The organism is Amycolatopsis eburnea, from assembly GCF_003937945.1.
GTDB classification, from domain to species: domain Bacteria; phylum Actinomycetota; class Actinomycetes; order Mycobacteriales; family Pseudonocardiaceae; genus Amycolatopsis; species Amycolatopsis eburnea.
In genome coordinates this window covers 150,786-167,248 of record NZ_RSEC01000062.1, presented here as the reverse complement: position 1 = coordinate 167,248, position 16,463 = coordinate 150,786, and the positions used below count along the sequence as shown (strand labels likewise).

Genomic DNA, 16,463 nt, shown 5'->3' with positions numbered 1-16,463 from the left:
CGGAGCGTCACACCTCGACTGGTCCGTACCAGGAACGGACCGTGATCACCCGAGCTTCAGCCTCTCGGGCGACGCCTACCAGGACCGCAGGGTGACGATCCGCTCCTCGAGCTGCTCGACGGTCGCCATCGCGGTCACCGGGCCGCCACACACCCGGCGCAGCTCGTTGTGGATCGCGCCGTGCGGCTTCTTGGTCCGGTGGTGGTACATGCCCACCAGCGCGTTCAGCTCCTTGCGCAACGCGCCGAGCCGCTCGCTGACCGACTGGGGACGCGCCGCCGGCGGGGGCGCCTCCTCCTTGGCCGGCTTGCGCCGCTTCTCGTCGGCGATCTGCTCTTCCTGCCGCTTGCGCAGCAGCGCGCGGACCTGGTCGGGCTCCAGCAGCCCCGGCAGGCCCAGGTACTCCTGCTCCTCGTCCGAGCCGGAGAAGACCGCCGTGCCGAACGAGTTGCCGTCGTAGATGACCTGGTCGAGCTCGGCCGAGGCGCCCAGCGAGGTGAACGCCTTCTCCTCCTCGCCCGGCTCGTCCTCGGTGCGGTTGGCCTGGGCGAGGAGCTCGTCCTCCCAGCCTTCCTTCTCCCGGTGCGGCTTGCCCAGCACGTGGTCGCGCTGGGCCTCCAGCTCGCTGGCCAGCTCCAGCAGCACCGGCACCGAAGGCAGGAAGACGCTCGCCGTCTCGCCCTTCTTCCTGGCGCGCACGTACCGGCCGATGGCCTGGGCGAAGAACAGCGGGGTCGACGCGCTCGTGGCGTACACGCCCACGGCCAGCCGCGGGACGTCGACGCCTTCGGAGACCATCCGGACCGCGATGATCCAGCGTTCGGTGGTCTCGGAGAACTCCTTGATCCGGCCCGACGCCTTCGGGTCGTCGGACAGCACCAGCGTCGGGGCCTCGCCCGAGATGCGCTCCAGGATCTTCGCGTACGCCCGCGCCGTCTCCTGGTCGGTCGCGATGACCAGGCCGCCCGCGTCCGGCACGCCCTGGCGGACCTGCGACAGCCGCGTGTCGGCGGCCTGCAGCACCGCCGGGATCCACTCGCCCGCCGGGTCGAGCGCCGTGCGCCACGCCCGGGCGTTCTGCTCCGCGGTCAGCGGCTCGCCGAGCCGCGCGGTGAACTCCTCCCCCGCGCTCGTGCGCCAGGAGGCCTCGCCCGAGTACGCGAGGAAGACGACCGGCCGGACCACGCCGTCGGCCAGCGCGTCCGCGTAGCCGTACGCGTGGTCGGCCTTGCTGCGCTGGAACCCGCCCGCGTCCGGCTCGTAGGTGACGAACGGGATGGCCGAGTCGTCGGACCGGAACGGCGTCCCGGTCAGCGACAGGCGCCGCACGGCCGGGGTGAAGGCCTCGCGGATCGCGTCACCCCAGCTCTTCGCGTCCCCGCCGTGGTGGATCTCGTCGAGGATCACCAGCGTCTTGCGGTTCTCCGTGCGCACCCGGTGCAGGGTCGGGTGCGCCGCGACCTGCGCGTACGTCAGCGCGACGCCGTTGTAGTCCGACGACGTGACGCCGGTGGTGTTGCGGAAGTTCGAGTCGATGGCGATGCCGGCCGCCGCGGCCGAGGCCGCCCACTGGTGCTTGAGGTGCTCGGTCGGCGTGACGATGGTGATCGCCTCGACCGTGCGGTCGCTCAGCAGCTCCGCGGCGATCCGCAGGCCGAACACCGTCTTGCCGGCGCCGGGCGTCGCCACCGCGAGGAAGTCCTTCGGCTTCTGCGTCAGGTACTTGGTGAGCGCCCGCCGCTGCCACGCCCGCAGCGGGCGCGCGGTCGAGTCCTTCTCCGCGGGAGGCGCGCCGAGCTGCGTCTCCGTCATGCCGGTCCCCCCTCGCTCAAGTGCTGTGACGTGCGAAAACCCTCACTGTGGTACCGACTTCTGCGTCGGCGACTGCGGTGAGGGCACTGGAGCGAGTCTACCGGCCGGGTCCGACAGTTCCGGGCACCGGCACGGGTGATGTCCCCCGACACGCCCGGCCGCAGGGGGTGTGACGAGCCAAATCAGCGGCGATGGACCATGCTGGACACGTCATGGGTGAGGTGCAGCCGTCCGGTGCGACGAAGGTGGCCCGCAAGGGGCCGTGGCGCCTTCTCACGCGCACGCTCGCCAAGGCCTGGGAGGGCAACATCTTCTCCGAGGCCGCCGAGGCGGCCTTCTGGCAGACGCTGTCGCTGCCTCCGCTGCTGCTCGGGCTGCTCGGCAGCCTGGGCTTCGTCGGCGAGTGGTTCGGCACCGGCGTCGTGTCCGCCGTGCACGACCGCATCATCGGGTTCTGCCGGACGGTGTTCAGCGCCAACGCCGTCCAGGACATCATCGAGCCGACCGTGAACAGCATCCTCACCGTCGGCAAGGGCGAGATCGTCTCGGTGGGCTTCCTGATCTCGCTCTGGGCCGGCTCGTCGGCGATGTCGTCGTTCGTGGACGCGATCACCGTCGCGCACGACCAGTACGGCGTCCGCAACGACGTCTGGCAGCGGATCTTCGCGCTCCTGCTCTACCTGTGCGGCCTGGTGATCCTGGTGGTCGGGCTGCCGCTGCTGGCGATCGGCCCCGACCTGCTGCCGGAGTTCTTCCCGGCGGACTGGCGCCCGACCGTGACGTCGTGGGTGAGCGCGCTGTACTTCCCGGCGCTCGGCGCGATGATCACCCTGGCGCTGACCACGCTGTACAAGCTCGCGCTGCCGCGGAAGCTGCCGTGGCACCGCGGGCTGCCCGGCGCGGTGCTCGCCATGGTCGTGTTCCTGCTCTCGTCGGTCGGCCTGCGCGTCTACCTGAACTGGATCACCAAGACCGGCTACACCTACGGCGCGCTCGCCGCGCCGATCGCGTTCCTGCTGCTGATGTTCTTCATCGGGCTGGCCGTGGTCGGCGGGGCGTACTTCAACAGCGCGATCCAGGAGCTGTGGCCGGCGAAGGCGACCCGGCGGCAGCGGCGCAGGTGGCGGCGGCTGGAGATGGAACGCGCTTCCGAGCGGCTGCGCACCGAAGAGGGCCGCAAGCTGTGGGAGCGCACGACCACGCCGCTCAAGCGCCCGCGCGCCGAAGACGGGGCCGGGAACGGCAGCGCACCGTCCGAAGAGGACACCCCGTCACCGAGCGCACCGGACCCGGCACCCAGCGCTCCTCAGGGTCGGGTCTCCTCCCCTGGGACGACCCGGAATCCACCCTCAGACTGAGTCGCTCCTCAGGTCGGGCATGGGAGGCTCTGCGGGTCGCTGACGACGGCATCGATCGCCGCGTCGTTCCCGAGGGGGTTCCCGAAGCCATGTCCGTGCTGGCCAGATTGAGCCTGCGCAACCGAAGCCTGATCGGCCTGCTCGCGCTCGTCGTCGTCGGGTTCGGGGCGTTCGCGCTGCCGCAGATCAAGCAGCAGCTCTTCCCGTCCCTGCAGTTCCCGCAGGCCCAGATCGTCACCGCGTACGCGGGCGCTTCGCCGGACGCGGTCGACCGCCAGGTCACCGAGCCGCTGGAAGGCGCGCTGCAGGGGCTGAAGGGGCTCGAGGAGGTCAACTCGACGTCGTCCGACGGCGTTTCGCGCGTGGTCGCGCAGTTCGAGTTCGGCACCGACATCGACGCCGCCGTCCAGCAGATCCAGCAGGTGGTGAACCAGGTCCGGCCGCGGCTGCCGCAGAACTCCGAGCCCGCCGTGTCCGCCGGGAGCACCGACGACCTGCCGGTGGTGCTGGTCGCCGCGGGCACGGCCGGGGACCCGCAGGCGCTCGCGCCCGCGCTGACCGACCAGGTCGCGCCGGAGCTGCGGAAGATCGAGGGCGTCCGCACGGTGACCGTGACCGGCGTGCAGCAGCCGCGCGTCACGATCACGCTCGACTACGCGAAGCTGGCCGCGGCGGGCGTCGACCCCACGTCGATCGCCACCACGCTGCAGACGGCGGGCGCCGCGATCCCGGCCGGCACGCTGACCGAAGGCGGCAAGACGCTGAGCGTCCAGGTCGGCGGCGGGCAGACCACTGTGGACACGATCCGCGGCCTCTACCTGACGCCCAGTACCGCCGCGCGCGGGCGCGGCCCGGTGAAGCTGGGTGACGTCGCCGGCGTCCAGGCCGGCTTCGCGCCGCCGACGTCGATCACGCGCACCAACGGCAAGCCGAGCCTCGGCCTGTCGATCACCATGGTGGACAACGGGAACGCCGTCGCGATCTCCGACGCCGTGCGCGACAAGCTGCCGGAGCTGGCGAAGAAGACCGGCGCCGAGATGAACGTGGTGTTCGACCAGGGCACCCCGGTGAAGGACGCGATCAGCGGCCTGACCACCGAAGGCCTGCTGGGCCTGGCGTTCGCCGTCGTCGTCATCCTGCTGTTCCTGCTGTCGGTGCGCTCGACGCTGGTGACCGCGGTGTCGATCCCGCTGTCGGTGGTGGTCGCGCTGCTGGCGCTGTGGACCGGCGACCTGTCGCTCAACCTGCTCACCCTCGGCGCGCTGACCATCGCGATCGGCCGGGTGGTCGACGACTCGATCGTCGTGCTGGAGAACATCAAGCGGCACCTGGCCTACGGCGAGGAGAAGCAGCGGGCGGTGCTCGACGGCGTCCGCGAGGTGGCCGGCGCGGTGACGTCGTCCACGCTGACGACCGTCGCGGTGTTCCTGCCGATCGCGTTCGTCGGCGGGTTCGTCGGGGAGCTGTTCTCGCCGTTCGCGATCACGGTGACGGTGGCGCTGCTGGCTTCGCTGCTCGTGTCGCTGACCGTGGTCCCGGTGCTGGCGTACTGGTTCCTGAAGCGGCCGGCCGTCCCGGCGGACGCCATCGAAGCCGAGCGGGCGCGCGAAGCGGCCGTCGAGAAGGAACGCCGTGGCCTGCTGCAGCGGGCGTACCTGCCGGTGATCCGGTTCGCGACCAGGCGGCGGCTGACCGTCGTGCTGCTGGCACTGCTGATCTTCGCCGGCACGGTCGGGCTCGCGACGCGGCTCAACACGAACTTCCTGGACCAGTCCGGCGGCACCACGCTGAACATGACGCAGAAGCTGCCCGCGGGCACCAGCGTCGAGGCCAAGGAGAAGGCGGCGGCGACGGTCGAGCAGGCCCTGGCCGCGGAGCCTGCGGTGCGGACCTACCAGGTCAGCATCGGCGGCGGGGGCGCGTTCGGCTTCGGCGGCGGCACCAACACGAGCATCTCGGTCACCGTCGCGAAGGACACCGACCTCGACGCGCTGTCGGACCGGCTGCGCGGGAAGCTGACGTCGCGGCCCGAGCTGGGCGAGATCAAGATCGGCGCGGACGCGTCCGGGTTCAACTCCGACCAGGTCTCGGTGACGGTGACCGCGCCGTCGGAGACCGCCCTCAAGCCGGCGTCCGACCAGGTGGTGCAGGCGCTGCGCGGGGTGTCCGGGCTGACCGAGGTGTCCAGCGACCTGAGCGTCGGCTCGCCGCGGGTGCAGGTCGAGGTGGACGACGCCGCGGCCGCCGCGCGCGGGCTGTCGGCGAGCACCATCGGCCAGGTCGCCAACCAGGCGATCGCCGGCCGCACGGTGACGCAGCTGCCGGTCGGCGGGCAGCGCACGGACATCGTGCTGCGCGCCGGTACGGCTCCGGTGACGGTCGACCAGGTCCGCGGGCTGCCGATCCCGGGTCCCGCGGGGGTCGTCCGGCTCGACGAGGTAGCGAAGGTGTCCACTGTGGACGGCCCGGCGTCGGTGCACCGCACCGGCGGCGACCTGTCGACCACGGTCACCGCCAAGAACACCGGGGACAACCTGAGCAAGACGACCGCGGACATCAAGGCCAAGCTGGACGGCCTGACGTTCACCGGCGGCGCGTCCTATTCGCTCGGCGGTGTCAGCCAGGACCAGCAGGAGGCGTTCTCGAACCTGTTCCTGGCGCTGCTGGCGGCGATCGCGATCGTGTTCCTGATCATGGTGGCGACGTTCCGCAGCCTGATCCAGCCGCTGATCCTGCTGGTGTCGATCCCGTTCGCGGCGACCGGCGCGATCGGCCTGCTGCTGGCGACCGGCACCGCGCTCGGCCTCCCGGCCCTGATCGGGATGCTGATGCTGGTCGGCATCGTGGTGACGAACGCCATCGTCCTGATCGACCTGATCAACCAGTACCGGGCCGAAGGGATGAGCGTCTCGGAGGCGGTCACCGAGGGCGGCCGGCGCCGGCTGCGCCCGATCCTGATGACCGCGGCGGCGACGATCTTCGCGCTGGTGCCGATGGCGCTGGGCATCACCGGCCAGGGCGGCTTCATCGGCCAGCCGCTCGCCATCGTGGTGATCGGCGGCCTGGTCAGCTCGACGCTGCTGACCCTGGTGCTGGTCCCGACGCTGTACACGATGGTCGAAACCCGCAAGGAACGCCGCCGCGCGCGTCGCGAGGCGCGCCGCAACCCGGCGAAGGCCCCGGAGTCGGAGTCCCTGGACCCCGCCCCCACGGCCTGACGGCCCGACCGCACGGCGAAGGCCCGCACTTTCACGTGAAAGTGCGGGCCTTCGCCGTCGTAGCTACTGCTTGAAGCGGTAGGTCATGCTGTCGAAGAGGATGCAGATGCTCGGCGACATGACGATCACCCGCAGCGTGTTGTCGCGCTCGTCGAAGTCGATGCCCTCGACCTCGAAGTTCCCGCCGCAGCCGCTGCGCAGGGGCAGCTGGCCCAGCGAGGTGACGTGGCCGCTGACGTCCGAACCGGCCAGCGGGCCGGCCAGGTCGATCTGCAGCAACGGCTTCGTGGTGCCGAAGAGGCTGCCGTCCGGGTCGTCCGACGCGCAGAGCAGGCGGGTGGCCGTCTGGAAGTCGCAGCCCTGGACGTCGCGGACCGGGTGGTCGAGGCGGATCGTGCCGGCCAGCGGCAGGTTCTGCGCCGGGTCGGTCGCCGCCGCGCCGGGCATCGGGTGGACCAGGAGGCGGTCCATCGTGCCCCACTCCCCCGCCACCATCCACCGGGCGTCCGGCGAGACCGCGGCGAAGGAGTTGTTGTTCGCTTCCCACGACTCGAGGGTGTGCTTGAAGTTCTTCCACGAGCCGTCCGGCGCCTGGACGCGGAAGAGCTTCGCGCCGCGGTCGTCACGCTGGTAGGGCTCGACGTACCAGCCCTGGGCCGAGCCCGGGTCGCCGACGTGGTTCCAGCCCTGGGAGTTCAGGTCGGCCGGGATGGTGCCGATCCCGGTGTAGCGGATGGTGGTGCCCGACGGCCGCACGATCGTCGCGAGGCCTTGGCTCTCGTCGAGGGCTCTGGCCTGGTCGCGGCCGACTTCCGTCCAGCCGGTGACGGCCTGGGCCAGTGCGGGCGAGACCACGGCCAGCAGGGCGGCGAGGGTGAGCACGATCCCGGTTCTGCGCATGTGCGGCTCCGGTGGGTGAGGGGACCTGGCCCGCTGGATTTACCAGGTCACCGGCACCCGGCACACCCGCCGAATGAAGGTTTTTCACGTTTGTTCGACGACTTGTCCGGTTCCGGACAGCCCGAAGACCCGGCGGGAACACCCGCCGGGGGTTCAGGCCGGGATCACTCGCCCGGGCGCAACCCGTCGAAGATCTCCTTGCACGCCGGGCAGACCGGCGAGCCGGGCTTCGGCGACTTCGTCACCGGGAAGACCTCGCCGCACAGCGCCACCACGTGGTTGCCCATGACCGCGCTCTCGGCGATCTTGTTCTTCTTCACGTAGTGGAACATCTTCGGCGAGTCGTCGTCGGTGGTGTCCGTGCCCTCGGGCGTGGTTTCCGGCTTCGTCAGCGTCTCGGTGCTCACCCGTCCATTGTGCCCGAGTCCCGCCCCGGACGGTCCCCGGCCTGGCAGGATCCACGGCATGTTCCAGAAGGTGCTCGCGACGTTCGGCTCCGGCGGGGCCCGGATCGACGCCCGGCTGCTCGACACCGCCGCCGCTCCCGGCCGTCCCCTGCACGGCGAGGTCCTGCTGCTCGGCGGCGAGGTCGACCAGGAGATCAAGGGCCTCTCGGTGACGCTGCTGGCGCGCGTCCGGGTCCCCGGCGAGGACAAGACCGAAGACCTCCCCTTCGGCACGCGGCAGCTCGCCGGCCGCGAAACCATCCGGGCCGGCCAGCAGGTCCGGGTGCCGTTCGAGGTGCCGCTGCCCTGGGAGACGCCGGTGACCAGCGTCTACGGCAAGCCGCTCGCCGGGATGGCGGTCGGCGTCCGGGCCGAGCTCGACCTGGCCGCCGCGGTGAGCGACCCGTTCGACGCCGACGCCGTCGCGATCGAGCCGCTCCCGGCGCAGAAGCGGGTGCTCGACGCGCTCAGCCGGATCGGGTTCACCTTCCGCGAGGCGATCCTCGAACAGGGCCGCGTCGACGGCGCCCAGCAGCAGCTGCCGTTCTTCCAGGAGATCCGCTTCGCGCCTTCGCCGCGCTTCGCGAGCATCTTCTCGCAGGTCGCGGTCACCTTCCTGGCCTCGGCGGACCGCACGGACGTCGTCCTCGAGGTCACCAAGCGGGTCCGGGTGAGCAAGACCGGCGGCTTCGGCGGGCGCGGGCAGGACTTCGTGGGGATGTTCACCATGAAGCCGGACGTGAACTGGGAGAAGCAGCTCGAAGACTGGCTCGGCCAGCTGGCCCGCCCCCGCGGGATCTTCGACTGATGGAGTGGGACGACGCCGTGGCGGCGCTGGGCGGCCAGGCCGGCGCCCGGCCGCGGCTCGAAGCGCGCTACGGCGAGCCCCACCGCCGCTACCACACGCTGGCGCACGCGGCCGGCGTCGTCCGCGACTCCGCCTGGCTGGCCGGGGACCTCGGCGACACCGAGCGCGCGGTGCTCGCCGTCGCCGCCTGGGCGCATGACGTCGTGTACGACGCGAAGCCCGGCGAAGACGAACGCGCCAGCGCGGCGTGGGCCCGTGAAGCGCTCGACGGGGTCGCCGAAGCGCACGTCGAGCGGGTCGAAGGCCTGATCCTCGCCACGATCACGCACGACGCGCCGCCCGGCGACCACCTCGCGACCGCCCTGCTCGACGCCGACCTGGCCGTCCTCGGCGCACCGCCGGACCGGTACGCGGCCTACGCGGAAGGCGTGCGCCAGGAGTACGCGAAGTACCCCGACGACGTCTGGCGCGAAGGCCGCGCCGCGGTGCTGGAAGGGATGCTCGCGCGCGAGCTGTACCGCAGCGAAGCGGCGCGAGCACGCTGGGCGACGGCCGCGGAAAAGAACCTCACGGCCGAGCTGACCCACTGGCGCGGCGGGCGAACCGATCACCGATGATGGTCCCTCGTGACCACCCCACTCCACCTGCACGAAGAGATCGCCTCGGCGCTGCGTGACGGGCACCCCGTCGTCGCGCTGGAGAGCACCATCCTGTCCCACGGCCTGCCGCCGGGCCGCAACCTGGACGTCGCCCGGCGCCTCGAGCGCGTGGTGCGCGACGGCGGGGCCGTCCCGGCCACGATCGCGGTGCTCGACGGCCGGGTCGTCGTCGGCCTCTCCCCCGCCGAGCTGGAGCGGGTCTGCGCGCCGGACGCCGGGCTGGACAAGCTGTCGCTGCGCGACCTCGGCCCCGCCGTCGGGCTCGGCCGCTCGGGCGCGACGACCGTGGCGAGCACGTCGGCGCTGGCCGCCGCCGCGGGCATCGGGATGTTCGCCACCGGCGGGCTCGGCGGCGTGCACGTCGGCGCCGCGCAGTCGTGGGACGTCTCGGCGGACCTCGGCGTGCTGGCGAAGGTGCCGACCGTGGTGGTCTGCTCCGGCGTGAAGTCGGTGCTCGACATCCCGGCCACCCTCGAGGTGCTGGAGACGAACTCGGTGCCGGTGCTGGGCTACCGCACCGACGACTTCCCGGCGTTCTACCTGCGCTCGTCCGGGCACCAGGTCGGCTGGCGGGTCGACGACCCGAAGCAGGCCGCCGCCGTGGTCGCCGCGCACCGCGCGTACGCGGATTCCGGTGTCCTGCTGGCCAACCCGATCCCCGAAGAGTCCGAAATGGACACGGCGCTGCACGACCGGCTGCTGGCCGAAGGCCTCGCGTTGGTCAACGAGCGGGGCGTGCACGGCGCCGACGTCACGCCGGTGCTGCTGGAGCACTTCCACACCGCCAGCGACGGCGTGAGCATCGACGCGAACGAAGCGCTCGTGCTCAACAACGCGAAGCTGGCCGCCGAAGTCGCGGTGGCGCTGGCATGACCGGGATCGTGGTGGTCGGCGACGCGGCCCTCGACGTGATCGCCCGGCACGACAAGCCGTTGCCGCACGGCGGCGACGCCCGCGCGAAGATCCGGTTCACCGGCGGCGGCTCGGGCGCCAACACGGCGTTGTGGCTGCGGCACCTCGGCGCGGAGACGACGCTGCTCGCGCGGATCGGCAACGACCCGGGCGGCCGGCTGATCCGCGCGGAGCTGGAGGCAGCGGGCGTGCGGTGCGCGTTCGCCGTCGACGACGAGGCGCCGACGTGCTGCGTCGTGGTGATGGTCGACGGCTCCGGGCAGCGGAGCATGCTGGCCGACCGCGGCGCGAACCAGCGCTTCGCGCCCGAAGACGTCACGCCCGAGGCGCTGGCCGGGGCGAGCCACCTGCACCTGTCCGGGTACGTGCTGCTCGACCCGCCGTCGCGGGCCGCCGGGCTCGCCGCGCTGGCGGCGGCGAAAGAAGCGGGCCTGACGACGTCGGTCGACCCGCAGGCGGCCGCGCACATCACCGACCCGGCGGCGTTCCTCGACGACGTCCGCGGTGTCGACCTGCTGATGCCGAACACCGAAGAGCTGGTCGCGCTGACCGGCTCGGCGGACCCGGTGGCGGCGAAGGAGCTGCTCGGCGCGGTCGGCGCGGTGGTCGTGACCGCCGGGCTCGACGGCGCCAGCTGGGTGAACCACGACGGCGTGACGAGCGTCCCGGCGGTCGAGGCGGAGTGCGTCGACTCCACCGGCGCGGGCGACGCGTTCGACGCGGGCGTGCTCACCGGCTGGCTGGCCGGCGAGTCCACTGTGGACGTCCTGCGCCACGGCACCCGCCTGGGCGCCCTCGCCGTCGGCAAGGTCGGACCTCAACCGGCCTGAAGCCGCATCTTTCTCGCCGAAAGATGCGGCTCTGGCGGCCCGGAGCGCGGCTTTCGTCGGAGGGGTGGGCCTCGGTCAGCCGTCGATGACGCGGTGGCTCGTGCCTTCGATCGCCTTCGCCTCGCGCTCGTACCGGCTGACCTTCTCGGCCTTGCGGGGCGGGCGGTCGTTGGCGATGAGCACCGCGATCCACGGCAGCGGAACCGAGATGGCGAGGAACCCCAGCGCCAGCCACCACGTGTGGTAGGTCAGCCCGGCGAGGACCAAGCACGGGATCCGGCACGCCATCATGATCACGTACTTGCGCTTGCGCGTCGCGAGCTGTTCTTCGTACGACCGCGCCGCCCCGGTGATCAGCACCGGGTCGGGGCCGCTGGCGGGCGTGGTCACTGCACCACCTCCGTCACCATCGTCCCACTTGCCCCGGTCATCCGACACCGGGGTGGGACAACCGGCTCAGCGCGGCGACGACGAGGGTCTCGATCCCGGTGCGCAGGGTCGGGTGCAGCACCGGGGCGAAGCGCGGCGAGTGGTTGGACGGGACGTCGCGCTCGAACCGGCCCTCGGTCATCGCCGTGACCACCGTCTCCGGGTCGAAGCCGCCGACCAGCCAGAACACCGAGGGCGCGCCGGCCGCGCGGCCGAACTCGCTGAAGTCCTCGCTGCCGGTGACCAGCGGGGCGGGCAGGACGACCTCCGCGCCGAAGCGGGCGCGGAAGGCCTCGGTGAGGGCGTCGTTGGCGGCCTCGTCGTTCTCCGTGATCGGGTACGAGCCGGACCGGACGATCTCCGGCGGCTTCGGCGCCCCGGCCGTGGCCGCTTCGCCGTTCACGATCCGCTCGACCGCGGCCAGCACCCGCTCGCGGACGGCCTGGTCGAAGGACCGGACGTTGACCTCCAGGACGGCGTCGTCGGCGATCACGTTGCTCGCGGTGCCCACGTGCAGCGAGCCGACGGTGACCACGGCGGAGTCGGTGGCGGCGATCTCGCGGGACACGATCGTCTGCAGCTTGAGCACCACGGACGCGGCCAGCACCGCCGGGTCGACGGTGGTCTCCGGGCGCGAGCCGTGCCCGCCGCGGCCGTGCAGGGTGATGCGCAGCGTGTCGGTCGCGGCCATGATCACCCCGGGCCGGGTGAGCACCCAGCCCGCCGGGCCGGGCACCAGGTGCTGGCCGAACACGACGTCGGGCTTGCCGGCGACGTCGAACAGGCCGTCGCGCACCATCGCCGACGCGCCGCCCGCGCTCTCCTCGCCGGGCTGGAACACCACCAGCAGCGTGCCCGACCACGTGTCACGCCCCTTCGCCAGCAGCGCGGCGGCGCCGGAGAGCCAGGTCGCGTGCATGTCGTGCCCGCACGCGTGCATGACCGGGACGTCCTTGCCGTGCTCGTCGGTGCCGCGGGCGGTGCTGGCGTAGGACAGCCCGGTCTTCTCCTCGACCGGCAGCGCGTCGATGTCGGCCCGCAGCTGCACCGTGGGCCCTTCGCCGTTGCGCAGCACGCCCAGCACGCCGGTGCCGGCGATGCCGGTGTGCACCTCGTAGCCGTCGCGCTCCAGCCGCCGGGCCAGCTCGGCCGCCGTCCGGGTCTCGGCGAAGGAGAGCTCCGGGTGGCGGTGCAGGTCGATGTACAGCGCTTCGAGCTCGGGCAGCGCCGCGTCGAGCGGGGCGAGGACGTCTTCAAGGGTCACGGGGGCCATCGTGGCAGCATTACCCACCGTGAGCACGCGAAGCGTACTGCCCGACCTGTCCGACGACGTCTGCGCGCGGCTGCGCGAAGCCTTCCGCCGCACCTCCTACGACGCCGACGGCGTGGTGGCCGCCCTCGGCGGCGCCGCGCACGCCGCGCTGGGCCGCGGCGAGCCGGTCCCCGCCGAGCGCGCGAGCCGGGACGCGGGCGACCTCGGCACGCTGATCCGGCTGTTCCTGCTCGGCGGGGTCGAGCCCGAAGCCGAGGTCAAGGCCGCTTTCTCGCCGCTTTCGCCGGAGGACGCCGTCACCGCGGGGGTACTGGCGCCGGTCGCCGGCGGTTACCGCGCCGCCCTCGACATCCGCCCGCACGGCGACGAAGAGGGCTCCTGGTGGGTGGTCTCCGACCTCGACGCCGACGTGCTCGGCAGCACCGTGCCCGAGGACCACGTGCTCGGCGTCGGCCACGCGTCGCTGTCGCTGATCCGCGCGACCAGCCGCAACCCGGTCGGCACCCTGCTCGACGTGGGCACCGGCAACGGCGTGCAGGCGCTGCACGCGGCCCGGCACGCGCGGCGCGTGACCGCGACGGACGTCTCCGAGCGGGCCCTGGCGCTGGCCGCGGCGACGTTCCGGCTGAACGAGCTGGACGTCGAGCTGCTGCGCGGCGAGTGGTTCGCGCCGGTCGCGCGCCGGAAGTTCGACCAGGTCGTCTGCAATCCGCCGTTCGTGGTCGGCCCGGCCCGGGTGGACTACACCTACCGCGACTCCGGGCTGGCCGGCGACGACGCGAGCGCGCTGGTCGTGCGGCAGCTGCCGGGCTTCCTCAACGACGGCGGCGTCGGGCACCTGCTGGCCTCGTGGCTGCACACCGGGAAGGAGGACTGGGCCGACCGGGTGAGCCGCTGGCTGCCCGCCGAGACCGACGCGTGGTTCGTGCAGCGCGACGTGGCCGACCCGGCGCTCTACGTCGGCACCTGGCTGCGGGACGCCGGGCTCGAGCCGCGGTCGCCGGAGGGCCGGGCGAAGGCGGCGGCGTGGCTCGACTGGTTCGCGGCGAACGACGTCCGCGGCATCGGGTTCGGGTTCGTCACGCTGCGCCGGGCGGCCGGGGTGAGCAGTCCCACAGTCGTCTGCGAGGACCTGCGGCAGGCCTACGACGACCCGCTGGGGCCGGAGGCGGCGGGCTGGCTGGACCGCGTCGCCTGGCTGCGCGAATCGGGTGATTCATTACTCGATGTCCGTTTTGTAGTGCCGGACACGGTTTTGCTGGAAAGCGTCGAGGAACCCGGCGACGAAGGCTGGGCGACGTCGATCCGGCGCCTGCACCGCACCGACGGACCGGGCTGGCAACACGAAGTCGACGAGCTGGCGACGCGGCTCCTCGCGGGCTGCCGCGGCGCGCTGCCGCTGGAGGACCTCATCGAGCTCCTCGCGTTCTCGCAAGGCCTCGACGCCTCGGAACTGGCGGCCACCGCGCTGCCCGTCGTCCGCGAGCTCGTCCGGCACGGGATGCTCGTCCCGGCGGGCGAGTGAGGGCCGTCGCGGCCCGCGTGACGCGGGCGGACGTCACGGTCGACGGCGCGGTCGTCGGCGCCATCGACGAGCCGGGTTTGCTTGTGCTGCTGGGAATCCACGTCGACGACGACGCGGCGAAGGCCGCCGTGATGGCGCGGAAATTGCACGAGCTGCGCGTCCTGCGTGACGAGGAATCATGCGCCACGGTGAATGCGCCGCTGCTCGTGGTGAGCCAGTTCACCCTCTACGGCGACACGAAGAAAGGGCGCCGGCCGTCGTGGACGCAGGCCGCGCGCCCCGAGGTCGCCGAGCCGTTGGTGGACGCGGTCGTGAGCGCGCTGCGCGACCGCGGCGCCACCGTGGCGACGGGGCGTTTCGGGGCGATGATGGCGGTGTCGAGCGTCAACGACGGGCCGTTCACGGTTGTCGTAGAGGTCTAGACCACAGCGCCCCGGTTCACATCCTGACCCGATTCACATCGGATTCTCAGGTTTCCCGGTCACGGAACGTTCTCAGCAAAAGCTCAGCAATGGTCGAGCAACCGGAGCGCGCCGGCAGCCGTCTCCTTTTCAGCGAGCCGGGAACGTTTTGGAAACCCGGAGCGTTGTGCCAGATGTCCAGCCAAGCCGGCCGGACCGGCGTACCGGGTTCCACAGGCCCCGGTGCGCGGGGACGCAACCGGCGGACCACCGCAGCAGCACGTTCAGCCCGTGACCGGGGAGGCAGAATGTCAGTCCAGACTCTCGAACGCGAGTCGCGCGGGATTCGCGAGCGCATCCCGGCTCAGGTGTCCGAGGAGCCGGCGGCGATGAGCGTGGGGGCGCTCACCGACGCCGACCTCGACGCCCAGAGCCCCGCCGCCGACCTCGTCCGCGTCTACCTCAACGGCATCGGCAAGACGGCCCTGCTCAGCGCGGCCGACGAGGTCGAGCTGGCCAAGCGCATCGAGGCGGGTGTCTTCGCCCAGCACATGCTGGACACCGCGGAGAGCCTGACCGCGAAGCGCCGCACCGAGCTGGCCGCCCTGGTCCGCGACGGGCACGTGGCGAAGAACCACCTGCTGGAGGCCAACCTCCGCCTGGTGGTCTCGCTCGCCAAGCGCTACACCGGCCGCGGGATGCCGCTGCTCGACCTGATCCAGGAGGGGAACCTGGGTCTCATCCGCGCGGTGGAGAAGTTCGACTACTCCAAGGGGTTCAAGTTCTCGACGTACGCCACCTGGTGGATCCGCCAGGCCATCACCCGGGGGATGGCCGACCAGGGGCGCACCATCCGCCTCCCGGTCCACCTGGTGGAGCAGGTGAACAAGCTGGCCCGCATCAAGCGCGACCTGCACCAGCAGCTCGGGCGCGACGCGACCCACGAGGAGCTGGCGGCCGAGTCGGGCATCCCGGCGCACAAGATCTCGGACCTGCTCGACCACTCGCGTGACCCGGTAAGCCTGGACATGCCGGTCGGCACCGAGGAAGACGCCCCGCTGGGCGACTTCATCGAGGACTCCGAGGCGACGGACGCCGAGAGCGCCGTGATCTCCAGCCTGCTGCAGGACGACCTGCGCCGGGTCCTGTCGACGCTGGACGACCGCGAGCAGCAGGTCATCCGCCTGCGCTACGGCCTCGACGACGGCCAGCCCCGCACGCTCGACCAGATCGGCAAGCACTTCGGGCTCTCCCGCGAGCGCGTCCGCCAGATCGAGCGCGAGGTCATGTCCAAGCTCCGCCAGGGCGAGCGCGCGGACCGGCTCCGCGCCTACGCCAGCTGACCCCTCAGTCCGACAGGGCGGGCGCACACGGTGCGCCCGCCCTCTTTTTTTGGCGTACCGCCGAGGCGACGACCAGGCATTCCGCCCGTCGTGAAAATTTTCCACGAAAACCGGGTTTTGCCTCCGCCGGACATGGGTAGCAACCCTCCGCCAACACCCGTTCGGCCGCGTTGACTTATGACTTCGGTCACGTCACATTCTTGAAGCGGCTTCGAACCGGTAGCGGCATCGACCTCGCGACCGGGTGTGCACGCACCCGGAAGCTTCCCCCGGGAGGTCGGGTCCGTCGGGGTGGACCCGGCCTCCCGACCAGCTCCCCAAACGCACGGCGGCGCAGCTCACCCAACGCACGCGGGCAGCACAACCCGGCACCCCGCAGCCAGACCTCCCCGCAACCCCGATCCGAAGCCAGAACACGGCCGGCAGCGCCGGGTCAAGGCACGCTTTCCCGCCTTGACGCGGTGCTGCCGGCCGTAGTCACAATCAGGCTTCGGGGTTGCGGAGACACCAAGCCGGGGCTGAGGGAAACCAAGCCACCGCGTGGGGTGG

14 protein-coding genes are annotated in these 16,463 nt (G+C 72.0%); 9 read left to right on the top strand and 5 right to left on the bottom strand.

The window, feature by feature from the left end:
• Nucleotides 1-75: 75 nt before the first annotated feature.
• On the bottom strand, nucleotides 76-1,812 hold the full coding sequence (locus EIY87_RS42970; protein WP_125315748.1) for a DEAD/DEAH box helicase: 1,737 nt from the start codon (nucleotides 1,810-1,812) through the stop codon (nucleotides 76-78).
• Nucleotides 1,813-2,024: 212 nt separating this feature from the next.
• On the opposite strand from EIY87_RS42970, the gene EIY87_RS42965 reads away from it, so the two are divergent.
• Together EIY87_RS42965 and EIY87_RS42960 are read left to right on the top strand one after the other, a co-directional pair.
• Entirely contained in the window at nucleotides 2,025-3,170 is a 1,146-nt protein-coding gene (locus tag EIY87_RS42965; protein WP_125315747.1) for a YihY/virulence factor BrkB family protein, read from the top strand.
• An 89-nt stretch (nucleotides 3,171-3,259) separates the two neighbouring features.
• Nucleotides 3,260-6,388, top strand: coding sequence for an efflux RND transporter permease subunit (locus tag EIY87_RS42960; RefSeq protein ID WP_125315746.1), 3,129 nt, complete (start codon nucleotides 3,260-3,262; stop codon nucleotides 6,386-6,388).
• Nucleotides 6,389-6,451: 63 nt separating this feature from the next.
• Here EIY87_RS42960 and EIY87_RS42955 read toward each other — a convergent pair whose 3' ends face one another.
• Nucleotides 6,452-7,288, bottom strand: a complete 837-nt coding sequence (locus EIY87_RS42955; RefSeq protein ID WP_191984480.1) for a hypothetical protein — start codon at nucleotides 7,286-7,288, stop codon at nucleotides 6,452-6,454.
• A 164-nt stretch (nucleotides 7,289-7,452) separates the two neighbouring features.
• A complete protein-coding gene (locus EIY87_RS42950) occupies nucleotides 7,453-7,695 on the bottom strand; it encodes a DUF3039 domain-containing protein (protein WP_163046767.1) in 243 nt (80 codons plus the stop codon).
• Between the two features lie 58 nt (nucleotides 7,696-7,753).
• On the opposite strand from EIY87_RS42950, the gene EIY87_RS42945 reads away from it, so the two are divergent.
• From EIY87_RS42945 to EIY87_RS42930, 4 genes are read left to right on the top strand one after another with little or no spacing between them, the layout of a single operon-like run.
• Nucleotides 7,754-8,542 (top strand): sporulation protein, encoded by a 789-nt coding sequence (locus EIY87_RS42945; RefSeq protein ID WP_125315744.1) that lies wholly within the window; start codon nucleotides 7,754-7,756, stop codon nucleotides 8,540-8,542.
• Entirely contained in the window at nucleotides 8,542-9,159 is a 618-nt protein-coding gene (locus tag EIY87_RS42940; protein WP_125315743.1) for an HD domain-containing protein, read from the top strand. Before EIY87_RS42945 ends, EIY87_RS42940 begins: the two co-directional genes overlap by 1 nt.
• A gap of 9 nt (nucleotides 9,160-9,168) precedes the next feature.
• Nucleotides 9,169-10,074 carry a pseudouridine-5'-phosphate glycosidase gene (locus EIY87_RS42935; RefSeq protein ID WP_125315742.1) on the top strand — a complete coding sequence of 302 codons (906 nt, stop codon included), beginning with the start codon at nucleotides 9,169-9,171 and terminating at the stop codon, nucleotides 10,072-10,074.
• Entirely contained in the window at nucleotides 10,071-10,943 is an 873-nt protein-coding gene (locus EIY87_RS42930) for a carbohydrate kinase family protein (RefSeq protein ID WP_191984479.1), read from the top strand. The genes EIY87_RS42935 and EIY87_RS42930 overlap by 4 nt, the downstream gene beginning before the upstream one ends.
• A 75-nt stretch (nucleotides 10,944-11,018) precedes the next feature.
• Here the strand turns inward: EIY87_RS42930 and EIY87_RS42925 are convergent, their stop codons facing one another.
• Together EIY87_RS42925 and EIY87_RS42920 are read right to left on the bottom strand one after the other, a co-directional pair.
• Complete coding sequence (locus tag EIY87_RS42925; protein ID WP_125315741.1) at nucleotides 11,019-11,333, bottom strand: DUF3099 domain-containing protein; 315 nt, start codon at nucleotides 11,331-11,333, stop codon at nucleotides 11,019-11,021.
• Nucleotides 11,334-11,370: 37 nt separating this feature from the next.
• Entirely contained in the window at nucleotides 11,371-12,636 is a 1,266-nt protein-coding gene (locus tag EIY87_RS42920; RefSeq protein WP_125315740.1) for an amidohydrolase, read from the bottom strand.
• Nucleotides 12,637-12,664: 28 nt separating this feature from the next.
• Here EIY87_RS42920 and EIY87_RS42915 point away from each other — a divergent pair, with 28 nt between their 5' ends.
• From EIY87_RS42915 to EIY87_RS42905, 3 genes are all read left to right on the top strand, one after another.
• A complete protein-coding gene (locus EIY87_RS42915; protein ID WP_191984478.1) occupies nucleotides 12,665-14,170 on the top strand; it encodes a DUF7782 domain-containing protein in 1,506 nt (501 codons plus the stop codon).
• Nucleotides 14,167-14,592, top strand: a complete 426-nt coding sequence (dtd, locus tag EIY87_RS42910; protein WP_125315739.1) for a D-aminoacyl-tRNA deacylase — start codon at nucleotides 14,167-14,169, stop codon at nucleotides 14,590-14,592. Before EIY87_RS42915 ends, dtd begins: the two co-directional genes overlap by 4 nt.
• Nucleotides 14,593-14,879: 287 nt before the next feature.
• Nucleotides 14,880-15,914: a sigma-70 family RNA polymerase sigma factor gene (locus EIY87_RS42905; RefSeq protein WP_125315738.1), complete on the top strand. Its 1,035-nt coding sequence runs from the start codon at nucleotides 14,880-14,882 to the stop codon at nucleotides 15,912-15,914.
• The last annotated feature ends 549 nt before the right edge of the window (nucleotides 15,915-16,463 follow it).

Bases quoted from the DNA above. Each gene is read 5' to 3' on its own strand.
- EIY87_RS42960 (WP_125315746.1), top strand. From the start codon at position 3,260: ATGTCCGTGCTGGCCAGATTGAGCCTGCGCAACCGAAGCCTGATCGGC.
- EIY87_RS42955 (WP_191984480.1), bottom strand. From the start codon at position 7,288: ATGCGCAGAACCGGGATCGTGCTCACCCTCGCCGCCCTGCTGGCCGTG.
- EIY87_RS42965 (WP_125315747.1), top strand. From the start codon at position 2,025: ATGGGTGAGGTGCAGCCGTCCGGTGCGACGAAGGTGGCCCGCAAGGGG.
- EIY87_RS42945 (WP_125315744.1), top strand. From the start codon at position 7,754: ATGTTCCAGAAGGTGCTCGCGACGTTCGGCTCCGGCGGGGCCCGGATC.
- EIY87_RS42905 (WP_125315738.1), top strand. From the start codon at position 14,880: ATGTCAGTCCAGACTCTCGAACGCGAGTCGCGCGGGATTCGCGAGCGC.
- EIY87_RS42970 (WP_125315748.1), bottom strand. From the start codon at position 1,812: ATGACGGAGACGCAGCTCGGCGCGCCTCCCGCGGAGAAGGACTCGACC.
- EIY87_RS42930 (WP_191984479.1), top strand. From the start codon at position 10,071: ATGACCGGGATCGTGGTGGTCGGCGACGCGGCCCTCGACGTGATCGCC.
- EIY87_RS42940 (WP_125315743.1), top strand. From the start codon at position 8,542: ATGGAGTGGGACGACGCCGTGGCGGCGCTGGGCGGCCAGGCCGGCGCC.